This is a genomic window from Staphylococcus muscae, assembly GCF_003019275.1.
GTDB classification, from domain to species: Bacteria; Bacillota; Bacilli; order Staphylococcales; family Staphylococcaceae; genus Staphylococcus; species Staphylococcus muscae.
Genome location: NZ_CP027848.1, coordinates 364,339 through 385,913, shown reverse-complemented (window position 1 = coordinate 385,913; position 21,575 = coordinate 364,339). Strand labels below are relative to the sequence as shown.

The 21,575-nt window shown below is 37.0% G+C and carries 22 protein-coding genes and 1 other annotated feature; all 22 genes read right to left on the bottom strand.

The window, feature by feature from the left end; translation table 11 throughout:
* Positions 1-4 precede the first annotated feature (4 nt).
* The 22 genes from C7J88_RS01795 to C7J88_RS01690 all read right to left on the bottom strand — a co-directional run bounded on the left by C7J88_RS01795 (position 5) and on the right by C7J88_RS01690 (position 21,575).
* Complete coding sequence (locus tag C7J88_RS01795) at positions 5-883, bottom strand: N-acetylmuramoyl-L-alanine amidase family protein (RefSeq protein ID WP_095116619.1); 879 nt, start codon at positions 881-883, stop codon at positions 5-7.
* Positions 880-1,332: a D-aminoacyl-tRNA deacylase gene (dtd, locus tag C7J88_RS01790; RefSeq protein WP_095116617.1), complete on the bottom strand. Its 453-nt coding sequence runs from the start codon at positions 1,330-1,332 to the stop codon at positions 880-882. The genes C7J88_RS01795 and dtd overlap by 4 nt, the downstream gene beginning before the upstream one ends.
* A 13-nt stretch (positions 1,333-1,345) precedes the next feature.
* Positions 1,346-3,535, bottom strand: coding sequence for a RelA/SpoT family protein (locus C7J88_RS01785; protein ID WP_095116615.1), 2,190 nt, complete (start codon positions 3,533-3,535; stop codon positions 1,346-1,348).
* A gap of 263 nt (positions 3,536-3,798) precedes the next feature.
* Positions 3,799-4,317 carry an adenine phosphoribosyltransferase gene (locus C7J88_RS01780; protein WP_095116613.1) on the bottom strand — a complete coding sequence of 173 codons (519 nt, stop codon included), beginning with the start codon at positions 4,315-4,317 and terminating at the stop codon, positions 3,799-3,801.
* Positions 4,318-4,327: 10 nt separating this feature from the next.
* A complete protein-coding gene (gene recJ / locus C7J88_RS01775; RefSeq protein ID WP_095116610.1) occupies positions 4,328-6,613 on the bottom strand; it encodes a single-stranded-DNA-specific exonuclease RecJ in 2,286 nt (761 codons plus the stop codon).
* A 99-nt stretch (positions 6,614-6,712) separates the two neighbouring features.
* On the bottom strand, positions 6,713-8,992 hold the full coding sequence (gene secDF, locus C7J88_RS01770; RefSeq protein WP_095116608.1) for a protein translocase subunit SecDF: 2,280 nt from the start codon (positions 8,990-8,992) through the stop codon (positions 6,713-6,715).
* Between the two features lie 224 nt (positions 8,993-9,216).
* Positions 9,217-9,480 carry a preprotein translocase subunit YajC gene (gene yajC, locus C7J88_RS01765; protein ID WP_095116606.1) on the bottom strand — a complete coding sequence of 88 codons (264 nt, stop codon included), beginning with the start codon at positions 9,478-9,480 and terminating at the stop codon, positions 9,217-9,219.
* 15 nt (positions 9,481-9,495) lie between these two features.
* The gene (gene tgt, locus C7J88_RS01760) at positions 9,496-10,635 is read right to left on the bottom strand and encodes a tRNA guanosine(34) transglycosylase Tgt (RefSeq protein ID WP_095116604.1); all 1,140 of its coding nucleotides are present in this window, start codon (positions 10,633-10,635) and stop codon (positions 9,496-9,498) included.
* Between the two features lie 17 nt (positions 10,636-10,652).
* Positions 10,653-11,678 carry a tRNA preQ1(34) S-adenosylmethionine ribosyltransferase-isomerase QueA gene (gene queA / locus C7J88_RS01755; RefSeq protein ID WP_095116602.1) on the bottom strand — a complete coding sequence of 342 codons (1,026 nt, stop codon included), beginning with the start codon at positions 11,676-11,678 and terminating at the stop codon, positions 10,653-10,655.
* 12 nt (positions 11,679-11,690) lie between these two features.
* Positions 11,691-12,689: a Holliday junction branch migration DNA helicase RuvB gene (ruvB, locus tag C7J88_RS01750; protein ID WP_095116600.1), complete on the bottom strand. Its 999-nt coding sequence runs from the start codon at positions 12,687-12,689 to the stop codon at positions 11,691-11,693.
* 10 nt (positions 12,690-12,699) lie between these two features.
* Entirely contained in the window at positions 12,700-13,299 is a 600-nt protein-coding gene (gene ruvA / locus C7J88_RS01745; RefSeq protein WP_095116598.1) for a Holliday junction branch migration protein RuvA, read from the bottom strand.
* A gap of 14 nt (positions 13,300-13,313) precedes the next feature.
* Positions 13,314-13,757, bottom strand: coding sequence for an ACT domain-containing protein (locus C7J88_RS01740; RefSeq protein WP_095116596.1), 444 nt, complete (start codon positions 13,755-13,757; stop codon positions 13,314-13,316).
* Positions 13,758-13,780: 23 nt separating this feature from the next.
* Positions 13,781-15,070: a GTPase ObgE gene (gene obgE / locus C7J88_RS01735; RefSeq protein ID WP_095116594.1), complete on the bottom strand. Its 1,290-nt coding sequence runs from the start codon at positions 15,068-15,070 to the stop codon at positions 13,781-13,783.
* Positions 15,071-15,285: 215 nt separating this feature from the next.
* A complete protein-coding gene (rpmA, locus tag C7J88_RS01730) occupies positions 15,286-15,570 on the bottom strand; it encodes a 50S ribosomal protein L27 (protein ID WP_014613716.1) in 285 nt (94 codons plus the stop codon).
* Between the two features lie 10 nt (positions 15,571-15,580).
* The gene (locus C7J88_RS01725; protein WP_095116592.1) at positions 15,581-15,901 is read right to left on the bottom strand and encodes a ribosomal-processing cysteine protease Prp; all 321 of its coding nucleotides are present in this window, start codon (positions 15,899-15,901) and stop codon (positions 15,581-15,583) included.
* A gap of 3 nt (positions 15,902-15,904) precedes the next feature.
* A complete protein-coding gene (gene rplU / locus C7J88_RS01720; protein WP_044360228.1) occupies positions 15,905-16,213 on the bottom strand; it encodes a 50S ribosomal protein L21 in 309 nt (102 codons plus the stop codon).
* Between the two features lie 11 nt (positions 16,214-16,224).
* Positions 16,225-16,297, bottom strand: a sequence feature (ribosomal protein L21 leader region).
* A gap of 35 nt (positions 16,298-16,332) precedes the next feature.
* Positions 16,333-16,851, bottom strand: coding sequence for a rod shape-determining protein MreD (gene mreD, locus C7J88_RS01715; RefSeq protein ID WP_095116589.1), 519 nt, complete (start codon positions 16,849-16,851; stop codon positions 16,333-16,335).
* On the bottom strand, positions 16,848-17,684 hold the full coding sequence (gene mreC / locus C7J88_RS01710; RefSeq protein WP_095116587.1) for a rod shape-determining protein MreC: 837 nt from the start codon (positions 17,682-17,684) through the stop codon (positions 16,848-16,850). The genes mreD and mreC overlap by 4 nt, the downstream gene beginning before the upstream one ends.
* A 172-nt stretch (positions 17,685-17,856) precedes the next feature.
* Positions 17,857-18,330, bottom strand: coding sequence for a DUF4930 family protein (locus tag C7J88_RS01705; RefSeq protein ID WP_095116585.1), 474 nt, complete (start codon positions 18,328-18,330; stop codon positions 17,857-17,859).
* Between the two features lie 437 nt (positions 18,331-18,767).
* Positions 18,768-19,454: a RadC family protein gene (radC, locus tag C7J88_RS01700; protein WP_095116581.1), complete on the bottom strand. Its 687-nt coding sequence runs from the start codon at positions 19,452-19,454 to the stop codon at positions 18,768-18,770.
* Entirely contained in the window at positions 19,451-20,134 is a 684-nt protein-coding gene (locus tag C7J88_RS10730) for a prepilin peptidase (RefSeq protein ID WP_408640785.1), read from the bottom strand. Before C7J88_RS10730 ends, radC begins: the two co-directional genes overlap by 4 nt.
* A 175-nt stretch (positions 20,135-20,309) precedes the next feature.
* Positions 20,310-21,575 carry a bifunctional folylpolyglutamate synthase/dihydrofolate synthase gene (locus C7J88_RS01690; protein ID WP_095116577.1) on the bottom strand — a complete coding sequence of 422 codons (1,266 nt, stop codon included), beginning with the start codon at positions 21,573-21,575 and terminating at the stop codon, positions 20,310-20,312.

Here is a 21,575-nt window from a genome sequence, read left to right as displayed (position 1 = left end):
CAAGTTATTCATAAAGGAAATAATTTTTCAAGCCGTCCACAATGGCTGTTTCAACAATATAACGATGGTTTTGATCGTTCATTAATATTTCGTCTGTCGGATTACTAATGTATCCAAGCTCTAATAGTACAGCTGGTTTCTTCGTTTGGCGTAAGACTTGGTAATCTTCTTGTCTTGCACCCCTATCAGATAGCAACACTTTTTTCTGAATACTAGCATTTAATGTTTTCGCTAATGGTGCTTGTTTTTTATGAAAATAATAAACGGTTGCACCATTCGCATTTTGTGACGCTAATGCATCATTATGAATACTAATAAAGGCATCTCCTTTTGCCTTGCGATCTTCCAGGCTTACAAACGTATCATCTTTACGTGTCATTACTACTTTTGCGCCTTCTTTTTCTAACATTTTCTTCAATTCTAATCCTGTTTTCAAAGTGATATCTTTTTCATGAGAATTTTTAGCAGTCTGACTGGATGCGCCATTATCTTTTCCACCATGTCCCGGATCGAGTACGATAGTTTTGTTTTTCAATGGTTTCAAATCAGGATTGACATCTTCCTTGATATCAAGATTTGTATGCCAGCCAGCAATCCAGCCCTTTTGATGATTTTTAGATGATATCACTTCAAGCCATTTGCCAGAACGTGATAGCACTTTAAACGTATCTCCCTTTTGTACATTGTATACAACTGGATACCCAGCATTAGGACCTGTACGAATCTCTGCATTTTCTACCAAATAAATTTTGTCATCATCCTGTGTAGTTGTTAAGACAATCAAAACAATCAAAAATACAAGCGCAAATAACGCTAATAACGCAAGGTAGACACGTTTAGGATTTAGTTTTCTTTGTATCAGCCATTGATTCAGCTTCATCATACAATCTTGCCATTTTCAGTTTCATAAATAATCGTTACAGGGCCATCATTTTGTATGTCAATTAACATATCAGTTCCGAAGTCTCCTGTTTTGACAGTAAGATTAAAGTTGCGCAATGCATCATTAAATTTTTCATACAATGCGTTTGCTTCATCTGGTGCCATTGCATTTGAAAATCCAGGTCGGTTTCCTTTTTTCACATCTGCATACAAAGTAAATTGCGAAATAGATAAGACTTCACCTTCAATTTGTTGCACATTTAAATTTAATTTTCCTGCTTCGTCTTCAAAAATACGTGCATTTGCTATTTTTTTAGCTAACGCTTCTACATCCGCTATTGTATCACCTTGACCCACGCCAACGAGAAGACAGAGTCCTTGTGATATTTCATGATGAATTGAAGTATTAGTCACAGCAGCAGACTTTACACGTTGAACAACAATTTTCATTCGTAGATCACTCCTAATTCCAAACTCGAGTTACCGTATAGATGTCTCCAAGTTGTTTTATTTTATCAGCAACTTTGTATACTTCATGAACATTTTTAACCATGATACTTAAATTAATCACTGCATTTTTATCAATATCCGATCGACCTGATACTTTAATCAGATTGCTTGATGTACTATTAACAGATTGTAGGACTTCATTGAGCAAACCGTTACGATCATATGCCGTTATTTCAAGGTCCACTTGATATTTTTGTGCAGCATTTTTGGATTTTACCCATTCAACATCAATTAAACGCTCATTTTCATTTTTAATGTTAGGACAATCCGTGCGATGGACTTTGATGCCGTGCCCTTTCGTAATATAACCAAGTATTTTATCTCCTGGGATTGGATTGCAACATTTTGAGAGTTTAATCAATACGTTGTCTAAACCTTCAACATATACGCCAGAATCAGTCGTAATATGATCTTTGATTGGCACAGATTTCGTCACTTCTTGTGCTTGGTTCAATGCACGTTGTTTTTGTTCAATACGAATACGTTCGGTCAATTTATTGACGATTTGTTGCGACGTTACACCACCAAACCCAACAGACGCATATAGATCTGATTCATTTGCAAAATTGTATTTTTCATTCACAATTTTAAGATTGGCATCAGTTAACACTTCATCCACTTTGAAGCCTTGTTCTTTAAGTTCTGCTTCAATCATGAACTTTCCTTTTTCAATATTAGAGGAACGGTCTTGTTTCTTAAAGAAGCCTTTAATCTTACTTTTCGCACTAGATGAGCGTACAATTTTTAACCAGTCACGACTCGGCCCATACGAATGCTTGCTCGTACGAATCTCAACAATATCGCCTGTTTGTAACACATAGTCAATAGGGACAATTTTGCCGTTAACTTTGGCACCAATCATTTTGTTTCCTACTTCACTATGAATTGCATATGCAAAATCAATTGGAACTGCACCATAAGGCAATTCAATAACATCACTTGCTGGAGTAAACGCATAAACTTTATCACTTTGTAAGTCAAACTTCAATGACTCGATAAACTCTTGTGCATCGCTAGAAGTGTGATCTGTCTCAGCAATGTCTTTTAACCAGTTCAGTTTTTCATGGTATTTTTCACTGTCTTGTGTAACTTGTTTTCCTTCTTTGTATGCCCAGTGTGCAGCAACCCCATGTTCAGCAATTTCATGCATTTCAAATGTGCGAATTTGAATTTCAAGCGGGTCACCATTTGGACCGACTACGGTTGTATGCAATGACTGGTACATATTTTGTTTAGGCATTGCAATATAGTCTTTGAAACGGCCTGGCATTGGTTTCCAAAGTGTATGAACAAGTCCGAGAACAGCATAACAATCTTTAATTGAATGAACAATTACACGAACTGCCAACAAGTCAAATATTTGGTCGAATTGTTTTTTCTGTTTAACCATTTTTCGATAAATACTATAAATATGCTTTGGACGGCCATTGATTTCGCCATCAATCCTCATAATATCCATCTCTTTGCGAATGTTATGAATCGCGTTTTGAATATACGCTTCACGTTCACTGCGCTTTTTCTTCATCAAATTGACGATTCTGAAATATTGTACATTATCGATATAGCGCAATGCGATATCTTCTAGTTCCCATTTAATTGTGTTAATCCCTAAACGGTGCGCTAATGGTGCATAAATTTCAAGTGTTTCTTTAGAGATACGAATTTGCTTTTCACGTGGCATTGCACGTAATGTTCGCATATTATGTAAGCGATCCGCTAATTTAACTAAAATAACACGTACATCTTTTGCGATGGCGATAAATAACTTACGATGGTTTTCAGCTTGTTGTTCTTCTTTTGAACGATATTTTACTTTTTTCAACTTGGTTACACCATCTACAATCGTTGCAATTTCAACGTTGAACATCTCTGCCACATCGTTAAACGTATAGGGTGTATCTTCTATAACATCATGTAGAAAACCCGCCACAATTGTCGGGCCGTCGAGACGCATCTCGGTTAAAATCCCAGCGACTTGTATCGGATGCATGATATATGGTAAACCATTTTTACGAAATTGCCCTTCATGTGCCTCGTATGCTAAATGATAACTTTTTAGTACAAATGCATACTGTTCTTCACTAAGGTACGTTTTTGCCTTATAAAGAACTTCATCAGCACTATATGGATATTCGTTATTCAAGTGGACACCCCCAACAAAAATCAATATTAATTCTATCATACTACAAGCATTGCAATAATTGAACTATCTAACCTATCTTTTTAATGTGGACTTTTTGAAAATCCTTAGTCAAAATTTGATAAAATTACAGCTTGTAAAAAATAGATTAAAGGTGATTGAAATTCAAATACAACTTATAGTTTACATAATATTTATATAGACGACTATATGTAGTTTACTATTAAAAAAGTGGAATAGCCGTAGCCATTCCACCTCTTGCAAATCTATTCATCATATGAGATTAGACACATAACGTCATAATCTTTAATCTTTTCAATCCCATTTAAGTACGCAAGTTCAATAATGAAAGCAATCCCCGCTACAATACCGCCTTGTTGTTCAACAAGGTTAATCGCCGCTTCAATCGTCCCACCTGTTGCTAGCAAGTCATCTGTAATTAAGACACGTTGTCCAGGTTTAATTGCATCGGCATGCATTGTTAATACGTTACTACCGTATTCTAAGTCATATTCATAGCGAATGACTTCTCTTGGAAGCTTTCCTTCTTTGCGGACAGGTGCAAAGCCAATGCCCATCGCATAAGCAACTGGGCACCCGATAATAAAGCCACGCGCTTCAGGTCCGACTACAATGTCTACATTTTTTTCTTTTGCATATTTTACAATTTGGTCTGTTGCATAGCCATAAGCTTCACCATTGTCCATAATCGTAGTTATATCTTTAAAGCTCACGCCTTTTTGAGGCCAGTCTTGTACCTCAGAAACGTATTGTTTTAAATCCATCGATATCCTCCTAGTTCGTGCGTGTCATCGTTGTATCAATCCAAGTTTTTATCGCACTAAATTCATCATAAAGTAGTTGTTTTTCAACTTCTAATCGTTGTATACGCGCTTGATAGACACGGCTCGATTCAATCGGTCGTTTATCAGTTTGCTGTACAGGTTCAATTATACCATCTTTTTGAGTGATGAGACCTAAGTCTAAAAAAACTTTTAAGATAAATTTTAAAATGTTTGGTTTAATATTTAAAAATTGACATAAAGGCAGTCCATCTTGCGCAAGATTGATATTGCCTTTTTGCAAGATTGCCTTATAACATTGTTTAAAAATCCCCATTTGTGGCATGCCATCAAAATAAATGGATTGTGTATGTTCAAAAACGAGATATATTTGCGACGCATTAAGTTGTTGCAATGACGTTTCAATATCTTCCATTGTTAACGGAAGGTCTCTAAACACACATTTTTCATAGTTATTCGGAATTATTTCACCATAATAAAATTGATGGTTGTTTTCTTTGTCACGACTTGGGTGTATAAAATGGCACACATTCGTCTGATTTTCAAAAGATGGTAATTTTTTATTTTTGCTTCGATAGTCTAAAATCTGACGTTCATTACTCGCAAGATCAGTCAATATAACTTGTGCTGTACGATTACCATTCCACTCATTAATCTGAAACTCCCCGAGTATATCAATAGATTGTCCTGCCATTAATTCAGATGCAAGTTGTCCTTGATTCCAAAAAAGTGCTTGTAGTAGTGTACCATCAAATGACAATTTCAGATGATTTTGTTGCTGACCAATCGCTTTTGTTTGTTGCACTTGAAGGCCCGATAATTGGAATACTGGCTTATTGAAGCCCATTCCAAATGGTCTTAATCGTTGGATCGCTTGAATGTTATCTACTGTGACATCCTCTAAGTCCAATCTTGCGTCAATACGCTTAGTCGGCTGCAGTGACACCCCTTCAAACATTTGCTTCATCCATTTATTCAAATTATCACGCAATGTATCCACATATTCAATCGACATCGTCAATCCAGCCGCCATATGATGACCGCCAAATTTTTCGATATAATCAGTTTGTATACTTAATGCTTCAAACATTGATACTTGTTCAATGCTACGTGCAGAGCCTTTTGCATGTCCTTTTTCATCATCGATATTCAGTACCATCGTTGGTAAATGGTACGTCTCAACAATACGTGATGCCACGATACCGAGTACACCTTCATGCCAGCCATGTTGTGCAAGCACAAGAAACTGGTCGCCTCTTTCAACATAACTCGCTGCCATTTGTAGTGCTTCTTCTGCAATGGCCTGTACAATTTCTTTACGTTCCAAATTGAAATGTTCCACTTGTTCTGCAAGAAATAGCGCTTCTTCATAATCGTCAGCCATTAAAAGTTCAGCTGCTAAACTTGCATCATCTAATCGACCTACTGCATTCAAACGTGGACCGATTAAAAAACCAATTGTTTCTTCTGTAACTTGGTCGTTATACTTCGCTTGTTCTAACAATGCCGAAATAGACGGTGGCATCGTCTCGTTCAATACTTTTAAACCTTTTTTAACAATCGTTCTATTTTCGTCAGTCATTGGCACAAGGTCTGCCACTGTTCCAATCGCAGCTAACCCCCAGTAGGTATCTGGCATCTCACTATCAAGTAACGCATTGGCTACTTTTAAGGCAACGCCTGCACCACATAGATACGGACACGGATATGCATAATCATCATGCATTGGATGTACAATCGCATACGCATTTGGTAGCGTGGGTCCCATTTCATGGTGGTCTGTCACGATAACATCCACACCTTGTTGTTGTACAAGTTCAATTTCTTGATGTCCTTGGATACCGTTGTCAACAGTAATAATTAGAGAAACGCCTTCATCCACTGCATTTTGAAATGCCGCTTCACTTGGCCCATACCCTTCTGTAAAGCGGTTCGGTATATACCAGCCGACGGTCGCACCGATTTTACGAAGTGCATCGACCATTATTGTTGTAGATGTGACACCATCTGCATCGTAGTCTCCATATACGAGAATCGCTTCGTCTTTAGCAACAGCTTGACGGATGCGTGCAACAGCACGGTCAATGTCGCTCAACATGTTTGGATCATGAATGATTGCTTCATCATTTAACAATGCAGATAACTCGGATTCTGAAACAATTCCTTTCCCTTCCAAGATTCCTTGCATAATTGGCGTAATATTAAATTTTTGTATTAATGTCGCATCAATTTCTTGATTTTTTTCATTATGACACCATTGAAATTTGGATTTTATCATGATTACATACCTCTTTTCACAACCCGTATTATATCTAAAAATTGCCTAAATAAAAAGGTATGTGTTATCGACTAAAATAACACATACCTCATATAAGCATTAAACTAATACTTTTTCTTCATTTGTACGTTTACGTTTATAAACAACGAGTTTATGATTGTCTGATTTACGTAACTCACGTTTCTTTAAAATACCCCATAACGGAACGGCTGTAAAGATTGATGAGTACACACCAGATACTAATCCAATTAATAACGCTAATGAGAAGTTGAAGATGCTGGATGCTCCAAAGATTAATAATGCAACAACAACAACAACAACGGTTAATACGGTATTAATAGAACGCGTTAACGTTTGACGAATAGAACTGTTCACAATGTAATCAATTTGTTCTTCTTTTGTGATTACTTTAACATTCGCTAACATCTCACGTACACGGTCAAATGTAACGATCGTATCATTGATTGAGTAACCGATGATCGTTAGTACTGCTGCGATGAATGTAATATCTACTTCTAAACGCAACAAGCTAAACACTGCGATAATCATAAACGCATCATGTAATAATGAAATAATTGATGAAATACCCATACGCCATTCAAAACGCAATGTGATATAGATTATCATGCCAATTGATGCAAGTATAACAGCTAGCATCGCATTTTTTGCTAATTCTTGACCAATAGTTGGTGAAACTGTATTCACTGAAGGATCTGCTTTGTAAGCTTTACTTAACGTATCTTTCAAGGTAGAAATCTCTTCTTTTGTCAAATCATGTTTATATTGCATAGATGCATTTTGATCTTTGTCTCCACCAATTGACATTTGGTTCGGTTTCAAGTCAATATCTTCCATTTTCTTCTCAACTTGTGCTTGTTTCAATGGTTGATCAGACTGGAAGTCCACACGTGTACCTGATGTAAAATCAATCCCTAAATTCAACTTAAAGATAGAGATTATGACGATACCTGCAACGATAATAATACCACTCAAGGCAAATAAAGGTTTGGCTACCTTCATAAAGTCAATTTTGTCATATGGTGTATGAAGGTCCGGTACGTCATAGCCTTCATTAATATCATGAATATCTTTCTTTTTCACACCGAACAACCACATTTTCTTCTTGAAGAAGTTTGAATGAACAAGTAACGATAAAAGTATACGTGTTAAGAATACAGCTGTAACGAAACTCATAAGAATTGCTAGTAAGAGCATCGTAGCGAAACCTTTTACTGAACTTTCACCGAAGAAGAATAGGACAGTTGCTGCCAATACGGTTGTTAAGTTGGCATCCAAAATCGTAATGAATGAGCTCTTGTTTGCTCGTTTGTATGCTTGTTTCAACGTTCGTCCAATACGAATCTCATCTTTTATACGTTCATACATGATGATATTCGCATCTACGGCCATACCAACACCTAATACAAGGGCTGCTAAACCTGGAAGTGTCAGCACACCACCGATAAAGTTGAATGCAACCATTGTTAAGTAGATGTACGTTGTTAATGTAATTACCGCAATCGCACCCGGAATATGGTAGAACAATAACATAAAGGCAAAGATGATTCCGATACCGAGTACTGATGCAAAGATTGTTTTATCTAACGCATCTTGACCGAATTGTGCCCCAACTGATGTTGAATATATTTCTTTTAAGTCAACTGGCAATGAGCCTGAATTCAGAAGGTCAGCAATTTGTTTTGCTTCCGCAATACCATCTTCACCTTGGAATCCACCAGAGATTTCAACACTTTCTGAGTCGATTGCTTGTTCAACAGATGCAGCTGAAATATATTTTGGATCTTCTTTCGTTTTTTCGTCTTGGTAGCTATCTCCTTTTTGGAAATCTAACCACACGACCATGACGTTCTCATCTTTTTCAGAGATTTCTTGTGTGACACGCGCAAATTTTTTGCTGTCTTTTAACTTAAATGTCACAGCGGGTGCATTTGTATTCTGTTTAAATTCTTGTTTTGCAGAACCTTGTACTAAATCTTTACCCGTTAATAATACTTTGTCATCTGAATCACGGATTGTTAAATTGGCTTGTGAAGATAAGATTTTACGTGCTTGCGATTGGTCTTTGACTCCAGCTAATTGAACACGTATACGGTTTTTATCTTCGACTTGAATTTTTGGTTCTGAAACACCTAGTACGTTGACACGTCTTTCTAATGTCTTCGCAGTAGATTCTACTGCTGTGCTATCAATTTTATCCCCTTTCTCCAAAGGATTAACTTGATAGAGCACCTCGAAACCACCTTGTAAGTCAAGTCCTAGGCTAACATCTTTGATTACACTTTTGTATGTTGTTGCCATCATACCAAATAGCAATGCAACTAATACGAAAAAGGCAACCAACCTACTTGCTTTTTTCACATAAACACCTCTTTTATTGTTGTTTCATAGTTAACACTTTAATATAACCTATGTAGAAGAAGGGTTAATGCAACATGACGTTGTGTAAGTCTAACTATTAATCTTTACTATCATATCAAATTCATGCGGATTCGTAAAAATATTATCCGAATCATGATTCAGCACTAAAATGATACAAGCTGGAGCAAATACATTTGCCCCAGCTGTTATTGTTTCTACTTGTATTATGATGGGTCAACTTGTTTAATCGCTTGCTTCTCAAAAGTAAGTTCAGTGCCTTTACCATTCACTGTAATGACTGCTGTTGTTTCATCAACAGCACGAACAGTTCCTTTGATACCACCGATAGTTGTTACACGTTGACCTGATTGTAATTGCTCCACCATTTCACGATGCTCTTTTGCACGTTTTTGCTGCGGACGAATCATGAAAAACCACATGACAACGAACAGCAATATAAGTGGTAATAAACTAATAATTGATGACATAATTCAAACTCCAATCTAGAAATTTTTCGGATTTTCAACATTTAGACCATATTGTTCAAAAAATTCTTCTTTAAAATCTAAAAGACGATCTTCTCGAATAGCTTGTCTAATGTCCTCCATTAATTTTAACAGAAAATGTAAGTTGTGATAAGTAGTTAGGCGTATACCGAACGTTTCGTCTGCTTTGATCAAATGACGTAAGTATGCACGTGTGTAATTTTTACATGTATAACAATCACAATTTTCATCTAATGGTCTAAAATCATCCTTGAACTGTGCATTTTTCACGACTAAACGTCCGTGTGACGTCATACAAGTACCGTTACGTGCAATACGTGTTGGTAGCACGCAGTCAAACATGTCCATTCCACGAATACTACATTCAATCAATGCATCAGGAGAGCCTACCCCCATCAAATAACGTGGTTTGTCTTCTGGCATATATTGAACGGTATGTTCAACCATATCATACATCACAGGTTTTGGTTCACCGACTGATAAGCCACCAATCGCATATCCCGGGAAGTCAAGCGCAACTAACGCTTCAGCAGACTGCTGACGAAGGTCTTTATATTCACCACCTTGAATAATACCAAACAGCGCTTGGTCTTCTGGGCGTTGATGTGCCTTTTTACAGCGCTCTGCCCATCTTGTTGTACGCTCTAATGAATTTTTCACATAATCGTACTCTGCTGGCATCGGTGGGCATTCATCAAACGCCATAATAATATCTGATCCTAAGTCATTTTGAATTTTAATAGAATCTTCGGGTGATAAGAATAGTTTTGAACCATTCGTATGATGACGGAATTCAACGCCTTCTTCTGTAATTTTTCTTAAATTACTTAAACTAAATACTTGGAAACCACCTGAATCCGTCAAAATCGGGCCATCCCAGTTCATAAACTTATGAAGGCCGCCTGCTTGCTTCACAATATCATTGCCCGGCTGCAACCATAAATGATATGTATTACCAAGCAAAATTTTCGTGTTCATTTGTTTTAATTCTTCAGGGCTCATCGTCTTAACCGTTGCTTTCGTTCCAACTGGCATAAACATTGGTGTTTCAAATGACCCGTGTGGTGTGTGAACAATACCAAGTCGTGCACCTGATTGCTTACACGTTTTAATATGTTCGTATGTCACTGCTGGCATCGTGTTCTCTCCTATCATTAAATAATAATCATCGCATCTCCAAAGCTAAAGAAACGATATGATTCTTTGACTGCATGTTTATATGCATCCAATACAAATTGACGTGTGCTAAACGCTGACACAAGCATCACAAGTGTTGATTTCGGCAAGTGGAAGTTTGTAATTTGACCATCAACTGCTTTAAATTCAAAACCAGGATAGATAAAGATATCTGTCCATCCACTTGTCGCAACAAATTGCGTATGATCACGACGAATAGTCTCAAGTGTTCGAGTCGAAGTAGTTCCGACTGAAATAATTCGATGACCTTCTGCCTTTGTTTGATTCAATAGATCAGCCGTTTCTTGAGACATCATATAGTACTCACTATGCATCTCATGATCATCAATATTATCAACACTCACAGGACGAAAAGTACCCAATCCTACATGTAGTGTGACAAATGCTAATCGAACGCCCATAGCTTGCAAGTCTTGAAGTAAACTATCTGTAAAATGTAATCCTGCTGTTGGGGCAGCCGCCGAGCCTGTTTCTTTTGCATAAACAGTTTGGTAGCGATCTTTATCGTCCAAACGCTCTTTTATATAAGGTGGTAGTGGCATCTCACCTAACTCATCCAAGCGCTCTTGTAAGATACCTTCATACTCTAAACGCATAATACGTCCACCTTGATCTAATGTATCAATACATGTCGCAATGATTTTACCGTCCCCAAAGCTAAGTGATTGACCAACCTTGATTCGTTTTGCAGGTTTCAACAAAACTTCCCAGTCATTACCTTCTACTTGATTGAGCATCAACATTTCAACTTGTGCATTTGTTTCGACTTTGACACCGAACAAACGTGCAGGCATCACTTTCGTATCATTTAAGACAAGTGTATCACCCGGCTTGAAAAACTTTGTAATATCTTTAAAATGTAAATCTTCAACTGCACCTGTCTGTCTATCCAAATGTAATAATCGGCTTGTATCTCGATCTTTCAATGGGGTTTGGGCGATTAAAGATTCTGGTAAATCATAATCAAATGCTTCTATATTCAACGTGCAAACTCCTCACTTTTGTCCGTAATTGAAATGTTCATAGGCGAAAGGTGTTGCCTTCCGACCACGTGGGGTACGTTCGAGAAAACCTTTTTGTATGAGAAAAGGTTCATACACATCTTCTATCGTGACACGTTCTTCTCCGATGGATACTGCAATGGTATCCAAGCCGACTGGCCCACCATTATACTGCTCTATAATACAAGCCATCATTTTATGATCAATATAATCGAGACCTTGATCATCCACTTGTAATAATTGCAGTGCATGTTTCGTCGTTTCAATATAAATCATGTCATCTTGGTTCACTTGTTGGAAGTCTCGAATTCGCTTCAACAAGCGATTTGCTATTCTCGGTGTACCACGGCTACGTCTCGCAATCTCAAATGCACTTTCTTTATCTATGGATGTACCGAGCACTTCAGCAGTACGCATGATGATATGTTGTAGATCGACTTCACTATAATACTCGAGCCTTAAGTGTACACCAAAACGATCTCTTAAAGGCCCCGTTAAGCTTCCAGCACGTGTTGTTGCGCCTACAAGCGTAAACGGTGGCAAATCAATACGTATGCTACGTGCTTCTTCACCTTTTCCAACAACAATGTCTAAGAAAAAGTCTTCCATCGCAGGATAGAGAACTTCTTCTACTACACTACTTAATCGATGTATTTCATCAATAAACAGTACATCACCAGGTTGTAAATTCGTTAAAATCGCCGCTAGGTCTCCGGGACGTTCGATTGATGGACCTGACACAGTACGCATGTTGACGCCCATTTCATTTGCGATAATATGTGATAACGTTGTTTTACCAAGACCGGGTGGACCAAATAATAGAACGTGATCGAGCGGCTCTTCACGAAGCTTTGCCGCTTGAATAAATACTTCCAAATTAGACTTAATCGCTGACTGTCCAATATATTGACGTAAATATTCAGGTCGCAATGACAGTTCTATGTCATCATCAAATGTATTTTCGTGTCCATCCATCATACGGTCATGCTCCATGATGTACCTCCTAACCAATCAATTGCTTCAAGCCAAACTTAACAGCTGCATCAACTGATTCAAATACTTCTTTTTGCATCGCTTTTTCGACTTTTTGTAGCTCTCGCTTAGAATAACCTAACGCATCCAATGCAAGCAAGGCATCCTTATAAATATGTTCATTTTCGTTTGATTCCACTGCGAATAAACCACTTTCAACTGGTGTATCTACCGCAACTTTACCTTTGAGATCCAAAATGATTTGACGTGCAGTTTTTTTACCAATACCCGGAAACTGCGTCAAATAAGCATCATCTTCTTGTTCGATCGCTCGTTTCACTTGAGCTGGTGTGCTGGCAGCTAAAATGGCTAGTGCTGATTTCGGACCGATACCTGTCACCTTAATCAAACTCAAAAACATCGTCTTTTCTTCTTGGTTGATAAAGCCATACAGTAATTGTGCATCTTCTCTAACAATGAGAGAGGTATATACAATTACTTGTTGCTGCAATTGACTTTGGAAACGATAAGAATTCGGCGTTTGAATTTCATAGCCGATGCCAGAAGACGTCTCAACAACAATATGTGAAGGTTGTAGTTCCGTTACTGTACCACGTATATATGCATACATACTCATTCTTCTCCTTACGTATTCATCCCGATGATATCTACGTTATAAACATAGTCTATTTGGCGCAACTCATTGATAATTTCATAAGCAGTTAGCGTTGCTTTACTCGCATTCAACGACAAAGTAATTGACGCTTTTTTATCAATTGGGACGCTTTGATGTATCGTTAATACCGAGAAATTTAATGATGACAATTTCTCTAATATATGCGCTAAAATCCCTACCTTATCATTCACATATAATATGATTGTAAATGCTTCAAGATTTTGTTTCATATCTTCTAAAGGGAAAATCGTATCTCTATATTTATAAAAAGCACTGCGGGAACAATCATGCAAAACAACTGCTTCCTGTACCGTCATTGCTGGATTCTCCTTGAGTGATGCTTTTACCTTCAATACTTTTTCAACAACAAACGGCAATACATCTTCCCGAATTAAATAAAATTTAGATGTCATTCGATCTCCCCCTTATTCAATTGTTATTCTACAAACTCAAATTCACCACCAAGAATTCGGACAATGTCTCCATTCTCAGCACCTCTTTCACGCAATGCATCATCGATTCCCATCGAACGCATTTGACGTGCAAAACGACGTACGGCTGGATCACTATTGAAGTCAGTCATCTTGAACATACGTTCAATTGCGTTACCACTCACGACATAAGCGCCGTCGTCATCTCGTGTAATGACAAACTTATCTTGAGATGGTGTATGTTTATATAACACACGATTTGTTTCATCTGCCGTCTCTTCTTCATTAAAATCAATATCTTTCACTTCTTCAAGTGTATTCGCAATTGTATAAAGGAGTTGATCAATATTTTCACGCGTATATGATGAAATTGGCACAACTGGCGTGTCTGGCCCTAATTGTTCTTTGAAAAGTTCCAACTGTTCTGCAGCTTCTGGAATATCCATCTTATTCGCAACAATAATTTGCGGTCTATCTTCTAAACGTTGTTGATATGCTTTGAGCTCATGGTTAATTGTTTGATAATCTTCAAATGGATCTCGACCTTCCATACCACTCATATCGATAACGTGTACAATGACTTTTGTACGCTCAACGTGACGTAAAAATTGATGCCCGAGTCCAACACCTTCAGAGGCACCTTCAATAAGACCTGGTAAGTCAGCCAGCACAAAGCTTCGTTGGTCTGGCGTCACAACAACACCTAAGTTAGGTTGAATTGTCGTAAAATGATACGCACCAATTTTCGGTTTTGCTTTTGAAACAATCGACAACAACGTTGACTTCCCAACACTTGGAAAACCTACTAAGCCGACATCTGCTAAAAGTTTCAATTCAAGAACAACTTCTAACTCTTCACCCGGTTCACCATTTTCACTGAAATCTGGTGCTGGATTTTTAGGTGTCGCAAAACGTGAATTCCCTCTACCACCACGACCACCTTTTGCTATAATCGCACGTTGTCCATGCTCTACTAAGTCAGCGAGCGTTTGTTCGGTTTCAACATCCTTCACAATAGTGCCTGGAGGTACTTTTAGAACGAGGTCTTCCGCATTTTTACCATGCATATTACTACTCTGTCCGTTTTCACCTTTTTTGGCTTTAAATTGACGTTGATACCTAAAGTCCATTAATGTTCTTAAACCTTCATCCACTTCAAAGACGACTGATGCACCACGACCGCCATCGCCTCCAGCAGGGCCACCGAATGGGACATATTTCTCGCGACGATAAGCGGTAATACCGTTCCCACCGTCACCTGCTTTTAAAAATATTTTAACTTGATCGACAAACATCTCATTCACCTCTTTTACTCTTATTTAGATGTACGCTGAACAGAGACATCGTTCGTTTATGTCTAGGTCTTTTTGTATGAGTATCTACACACCACACATGACGCACTTTCTTATTATTTTATGATAAATGTCTACGATATAAAAACAATATCTATTAAAACGCGACCTAATAAATAAACACCAGAAGTTACCTTCTGGTGTTAAATGTCGACAGATTATTCAGCAACTGCGTATACAGATACTTGTTTTTTGTCGCGACCTTTACGTTCAAATTTAACAACGCCGTCGATTTTAGCGAATAATGTATCATCGCCACCACGACCTACGTTTTCACCTGGGTAAATCTTTGTTCCACGTTGGCGGAATAAGATTGAACCACCTGTAACAAATTGTCCGTCAGCGCGTTTTGCACCAAGGCGTTTTGATTCAGAGTCACGTCCGTTCTTTGTAGAACTTACCCCTTTTTTAGATGCGAAAAATTGTAAGTTTAATTTAAGCATGAGTTACACCTCACTTTAGATTTAATTTAATAAAATCACTATATTCGTCTTTTATTGTTTGTAGAGATACGAGCATCGCTTGTAGTATAAGCTGTGCTTGTTCATTCTTAGTATCAACACTTCTTACATGAAAATAGCCACCATCGTCAGAATAATCAATATCCGGTCTTTCTGATGTTAAGCCCATAATAGCATTTACGCTACCAAAGACAACTGCTGAAGCACCAGCGCAAACAATATCTTGTCCATGCTCTGCAAAGTCAGCATGACCATCCATTACAACATCTGTAATGTGACCTTCTTCGTTTAACGAAATATCTACGTGTATCATATATTAAGCGTTAATTTTTTCAATCGTAAGCTTTGTATAAGGCTGACGATGACCTTTTTTGCGTTTAGAGTCTTTACGACGACGGTATGTGAATACTGTAATTTTTTTACCGCGACCTTGTTTGTTAACTGTCGCTGTAACTGTTGCACCTTCAACTGTTGGCGCGCCAACTTTAACAGCATCTCCACCTACAAAAAGGACTTTGTCAAAAGTGAAAGTGTCACCTTCGTTTACGTCTAATTTCTCAACGTAAATCTCTTGGCCTTCTTCAACTTTGATTTGTTTTCCACCTGTTTCGATAATAGCAAACATACTTTGCACCTCCTAATTTTAAGTCACGCCATATATAGGTGACTTTACGTTCTTAAACCTATATTTGAGCGGTTGTATGTAGCTATAAACTACTCAACTATTGCATCATATCACTCTGGTTATTTGATGTCAATACTTGTGTTTACTTTTGTGCGCCTATCTATCAATAAATATATCACGATAAGCAATAATCCATTTAACATAACAGTTGGCGCAACTCTTAATAAAAGAAATGGTAATAAGTGAAACGAAATCAAACCTAACATATTGTATACTGCAACCACAAATATTTCTAAGAAAATCATACCTAAAAGGATCATGCAGTAAACCATCGTATGGTCTCTATAAAATGGTTTTAAAAATTTATCAGCAATTAAAATTGAAATTAAATAACCGAATAGATATAATCCATAAATCTGTCCGAAATATAAATCTTGCATGATTCCTAATAATATACCAATCACAAGTGCGGTACTCGTGTTACGATAAACCGTCATTAACATAAGGAATAAAAAAACTAAGTGTGGTACGAGAATAAACTTCAATTGTCCGATTGTTATAGGTGATAACAAAGCGAGTAACGTATCTAAATAGAAACATAACAAGGCTCCTAGTACATATATCAATGCCTTTCTCACTTTTCTACGCCCCCATCATCTGCAAAAGTTTTAGGATCTCTTTTTGCCACATAGACATGAAGCATTTGATTCAAATTCGCACCTGTCTTAATTGAGACTTGTTTTGACAGCCCATACTGATCATTATGTACCTTCTCAACTTCTCCTACATAGAGCCCTTTAGGTAATTGGTCTCCCAGTCCACTCGTTACAACTTTGTCACCTTTTTCAACTTTTTCTTTATTGTCAATATCACTAATAACGAGTCGATTATTCTTTTCATCATAATGATCGATAAGACCGAACACTTCATTTTCTCCATGCATCACATTAACAGAAAGACGATTTAATCGTCCTTTTGTTGATACAAGGTTCACTTGTGAAGAAAATTGATTCACTTTTGTGACTTGACCGACTAAGCCATCTGTCGTCATAACAGCCATATCCGGCTTAATGCCATCTTTGGCACCTTTATCTAAGACGAGAGAGTTCATCCATTGATCAGGTTGACGTGCGATGACCGCAGCCGAAACAGGTTCATACTCAGATATGTCCTTGATATCAAGTTCTTTCTTTAACTTCTTATTTTCTGCTTGCAATCGCTGATTATCAGCTTCTAGTTGCTTTGTTTGATTCGTCGTAGGTTGTCTGTCGCTAAGCAAATTTGTGATTGAGCCAGTGACAAAATGCACTGGGTAAGAGAACACACGCTGTCCGAACGAAGTCGTATCACTCACGTATTGTTCAGGGACTGATTGTACATTGGATCTAATAGACAAACCAATTAAACCGATAAATAAAATTAGTGCACAAAACAACACTACAAGTTTGTTGTTTCTAAAAAAATTGGACAACCTCAACACCTCAAGTTACATGTATTTGTTTGTATCTATCTATTTTATATCAGTCTTTTTGTTAAATAAAGTATCAAACGCACATTTGTTTCATCAATATCTCGAAAATATTTTCAGACAGTCATTTCCCTATAAAAAAAGACTAACTTGGCAAACAGTTTTGCTCTTCACATTATTTCGTTCGATCATCATTTGATTGAAAAGACTCGATTGGTTGTAATTCAAGTTGATGACCGAGTTGATATAAATCATATTGCATATCGAGTTCTGTTGTATATACACGCATCTTGTCGTCTCCAAAGCGATATAAAACAAAATGTGAATTTTGTTCAGCGATTAAATACGCATCATCATACCCCATTTTTTGTAATTCATTCACTTGCATAAATTCATATTTATCAATCCAGTCAAAAATTTGGCGACTCTGACTTTTAGGTACATTTCGAAACAAATCATTGTCTTCTACAACATATGTTTCCCCTAGTGCAGGAACAGCATAACCGGATTCATCAATTGCTTGTGTTGTCTCAGTGTGACTGAAAGGATTCCATGCTTGATTCTTAACACTTGGTAGAAATTTCAGTGATGTGACAATAAGTGCAATGATTAGCAATAGTAACACAAAACCTTTTATGACCTTTGTCATAGACTGATATCCCTCTCTTTAAACAATTTATTTTTGCATAGGTTGAAACATTAAAAGTATATCGGCTTAAAAAATAAAAACTCGTCCAAATACACATACTACCTTATTATATCCCACCTATATTTTTACTGCATCCTACTAAGGTACGAATCCATACAATGCTGAAGTAGGATGTCTAGATTTTGCATATCGTGTACAATATAGTTAAAGGAGGTAATCAAATCATGAGTTGGCTTACAATATTTTTAATGATATTATTGATTGTGTTTATTGTACGCTTTAGCTTTACACTATTAAGATGGATTTTTAAGCTCGGATGCTTTTTATTGCTAATATATCTAGGTTACCAATTCTTCTTGTGGATCATGCAATATTTGTAAAAATGGGAGATGAATGGAATGATGTGCATTTGCGACACTGAACCATCATCTCTTTTATTAATTATCCGTCTCAAAATCACTCATAATCGACACAAATTGATGATCTCCAATAATGATATGATCTAGCACATCAATTCCCATAGCTTCTCCACAAGCTACTAGACGTTCAGTCGTTTTAATATCTGCTTGTGATGGTGTGGGGTCTCCTGAAGGATGATTATGAACGACAATCATTGCATGGGCAGACCATTTCACCGCTTCTTTAAAGATTTCTCTCGGATGAATAATCGCACTGTTCAATGTACCTATGAATATCGTTTTTTGGTGTATGATTTGCAGCTTGGTATTAAGCAACAAAACTACAAAGTGCTCTTGTGTATATCCACTCATTAAGTGATACATTTTTTCTGCAATTTGTTTCGGTTCTTCTATTGGTTCAGAATGATTAAGAAATCTTTCTTGTTGTGCACGTCCCCCTAATTCAAATGCTGCCATCAATGTAATCGCCTTATTTATACCAATCCCTTTCATCGATGTGAGTTCTACGATAGTTAATGCTTTTAATCGCTCCAATGTTTGATATGTACTTAACAATTGTGATGCCAATTGCAAACTAGAACAACCTAAATGTCCCGTATTTAACAAAATTGCTATTAATTCTGTATTTGACAGTGCTGACGCACCATATGACATTAACCGCTCTTTTGGTTTTTCTTGTACACATAATTCATACATTTGACTCATATAATACCTCCTAACAAAGCTAATAACGTGGGGTAAAAGAAAGCAACGACATTAAAACTGAGATATATTGCTGGAACGAGTGGATAATGAGGTGGACTAAAAAATCGGCAATAATAAAACAAAGGAAATAGCAATAGACCGATAGGGAAAGTTAACCAAATGATAAAAAGGAGAAATGAAGGTGGTAACAAAATTGAAAGTGTCATTAATAATTTAAAGTCGCCCATACCAATATAACGATGTAAGCAAAGACTACATACAAGTAAAACAGCCATTAAAACAAATTGCTTTAAGGTAAATGACGATAATCCCGTCAAAAAAAGAGAACATGTAAATAATAAAAAGAGAAAGCGATGTGGAACGATAAGACATCTGATATCTTGAAACATCATTACAAGTAACAAGAAACTTATCGTATAAAAGAGTGTCGTATTCAAAAAGAGTGTAGCGTAAATAGGTAAAATAACAATACATCCACCTATTATTTCCGCTATAAATAAGTCTTTCGGTATAGGTGAATGGCAATGTCGACAATACCCTTTTAACACAATAAAACTAAGGAGTGGTATCGTATCATACAAAGCAAGCTGCTGCTCGCATGCCCTGCAACACGAACGTGAAAATAACTGTTGTATGGAGAGATGTCGTATATCTGCCAATTGCATTAGAAAACTCATCATTGCACTACCAAGAAAAAATAGTAGAAGAATGCCCATGTGACGCCCCCTTGTTCATTGAATTGTTGATAATTATAATGTGCAGGCTTAGTATCGTCAAACTGCCTTTTATCAAAAAAAGAGTGATATACACCTTTATTTTTAAGGTTATATATCACTCACTTTTTATATGCTCTAATTAATGGTACCCAAGCTTTGTTTTAACTTCACTAATAAAGTATAAGCTTCCTGTTATCAACAGTGCGTCCCCATCATAATTTTGGATAAAAGTCACATAGTCCTCAACCATTGATTTTTGTTCACTATCTACTTCATCATATAACTTTTCGATAGGAAGCGCTTTAGGGAAGTTAAACTGTGTGACATAAATATGTTCTGAGATTTCATCAAATGCATGCAACATATGATGAATCGGTTTGCCGGCTATTGCTGAAAATAAAATATCAACTTTTTCTAAATGGTAATACTTTTCGATTGTATCAATTAAAGCATCGACACTTTCTTGATTGTGGGCACCATCCAATATAATTAGTGGTTTTTCTGATACACGCTCAATGCGTCCTTTCCACTTCACTTGTTCAATGCCATCAATCATTTTATTGAAATCAATCTCGATAAGACCTTGCTCATTCAATTCAATGAGCGCTGTTATCGCCAACGCCGCATTTTCCTTCTGATGTTCACCCAACATATCTAATGCAATATTTTCAAGTTCATAATCTTTATATCGATAAGTAAATTCATCATCTTCTGACACGATAAGAATATCACGATCAAATTCTAAAGACTTGGCATGCATATTTTCAGTGGTATCACGTATGAGTTTCAGCGCCTCTTCATTTTTAACTGCATAGACAACAGGAATGCCTTCTTTAATAATTGCACTTTTATCACGTGCAATATCTATATAAGTGTTCCCTAAAATATCTGTATGGTCTAAACCGATACTCGTCAAAACACTCAATATCGGTGTGATTACATTTGTTGAATCATTTTTTACGCCGAGTCCTGCTTCTACGATGACAAAGTCAACAGGATGTATCTCACCAAAATAGAGATACATCATCGTTGTAATAATTTCAAACTCTGTCGCAACACCGAGTTCCGTCTCTTCATCCATTGCTTCACTCACTGGCTTCACACGACGAACCAGTTCAACAATCTCCTCATTCGAAATGGGTGTACCATTTAAACTAATACGTTCATTGAAAGATTCAATATAAGGCGATGTAAATGTCCCTACTTGATAGTCGTTATTCAACAAAGCATCTCGCAAGTATGCAACTGTCGAACCTTTTCCGTTCGTACCACCTATGTGAATCGCTTGAATCTTTTGTTCAGGATTACCGAGTCGCTGTAACATCCATTCCATACGTTTAACACCTGGCTTAATGCCAAACTTCGTACGCTCATGGATCCAATATAAGCTATCAAGATAATTCAT

Coding starts and splice junctions, on each gene's coding strand:
- recJ (WP_095116610.1), bottom strand. CDS start 6,613: ATGATAAAATCCAAATTTCAATGGTGTCATAATGAAAAAAATCAAGAA.
- C7J88_RS01740 (WP_095116596.1), bottom strand. CDS start 13,757: ATGACATCTAAATTTTATTTAATTCGGGAAGATGTATTGCCGTTTGTT.
- C7J88_RS01725 (WP_095116592.1), bottom strand. CDS start 15,901: ATGATACACGTAGATATTTCGTTAAACGAAGAAGGTCACATTACAGAT.
- C7J88_RS01705 (WP_095116585.1), bottom strand. CDS start 18,330: ATGACAAAGGTCATAAAAGGTTTTGTGTTACTATTGCTAATCATTGCA.
- ruvB (WP_095116600.1), bottom strand. CDS start 12,689: ATGGAGCATGACCGTATGATGGATGGACACGAAAATACATTTGATGAT.
- ruvA (WP_095116598.1), bottom strand. CDS start 13,299: ATGTATGCATATATACGTGGTACAGTAACGGAACTACAACCTTCACAT.
- radC (WP_095116581.1), bottom strand. CDS start 19,454: ATGAGTCAAATGTATGAATTATGTGTACAAGAAAAACCAAAAGAGCGG.
- rpmA (WP_014613716.1), bottom strand. CDS start 15,570: ATGCTTAAATTAAACTTACAATTTTTCGCATCTAAAAAAGGGGTAAGT.
- C7J88_RS01795 (WP_095116619.1), bottom strand. CDS start 883: ATGATGAAGCTGAATCAATGGCTGATACAAAGAAAACTAAATCCTAAA.
- yajC (WP_095116606.1), bottom strand. CDS start 9,480: ATGTCATCAATTATTAGTTTATTACCACTTATATTGCTGTTCGTTGTC.
- obgE (WP_095116594.1), bottom strand. CDS start 15,070: ATGTTTGTCGATCAAGTTAAAATATTTTTAAAAGCAGGTGACGGTGGG.
- rplU (WP_044360228.1), bottom strand. CDS start 16,213: ATGTTTGCTATTATCGAAACAGGTGGAAAACAAATCAAAGTTGAAGAA.
- C7J88_RS01780 (WP_095116613.1), bottom strand. CDS start 4,317: ATGGATTTAAAACAATACGTTTCTGAGGTACAAGACTGGCCTCAAAAA.
- C7J88_RS10730 (WP_408640785.1), bottom strand. CDS start 20,134: ATGATGAGTTTTCTAATGCAATTGGCAGATATACGACATCTCTCCATA.
- C7J88_RS01690 (WP_095116577.1), bottom strand. CDS start 21,575: ATGAATTATCTTGATAGCTTATATTGGATCCATGAGCGTACGAAGTTT.
- dtd (WP_095116617.1), bottom strand. CDS start 1,332: ATGAAAATTGTTGTTCAACGTGTAAAGTCTGCTGCTGTGACTAATACT.
- tgt (WP_095116604.1), bottom strand. CDS start 10,635: ATGCCAGCAGTGACATACGAACATATTAAAACGTGTAAGCAATCAGGT.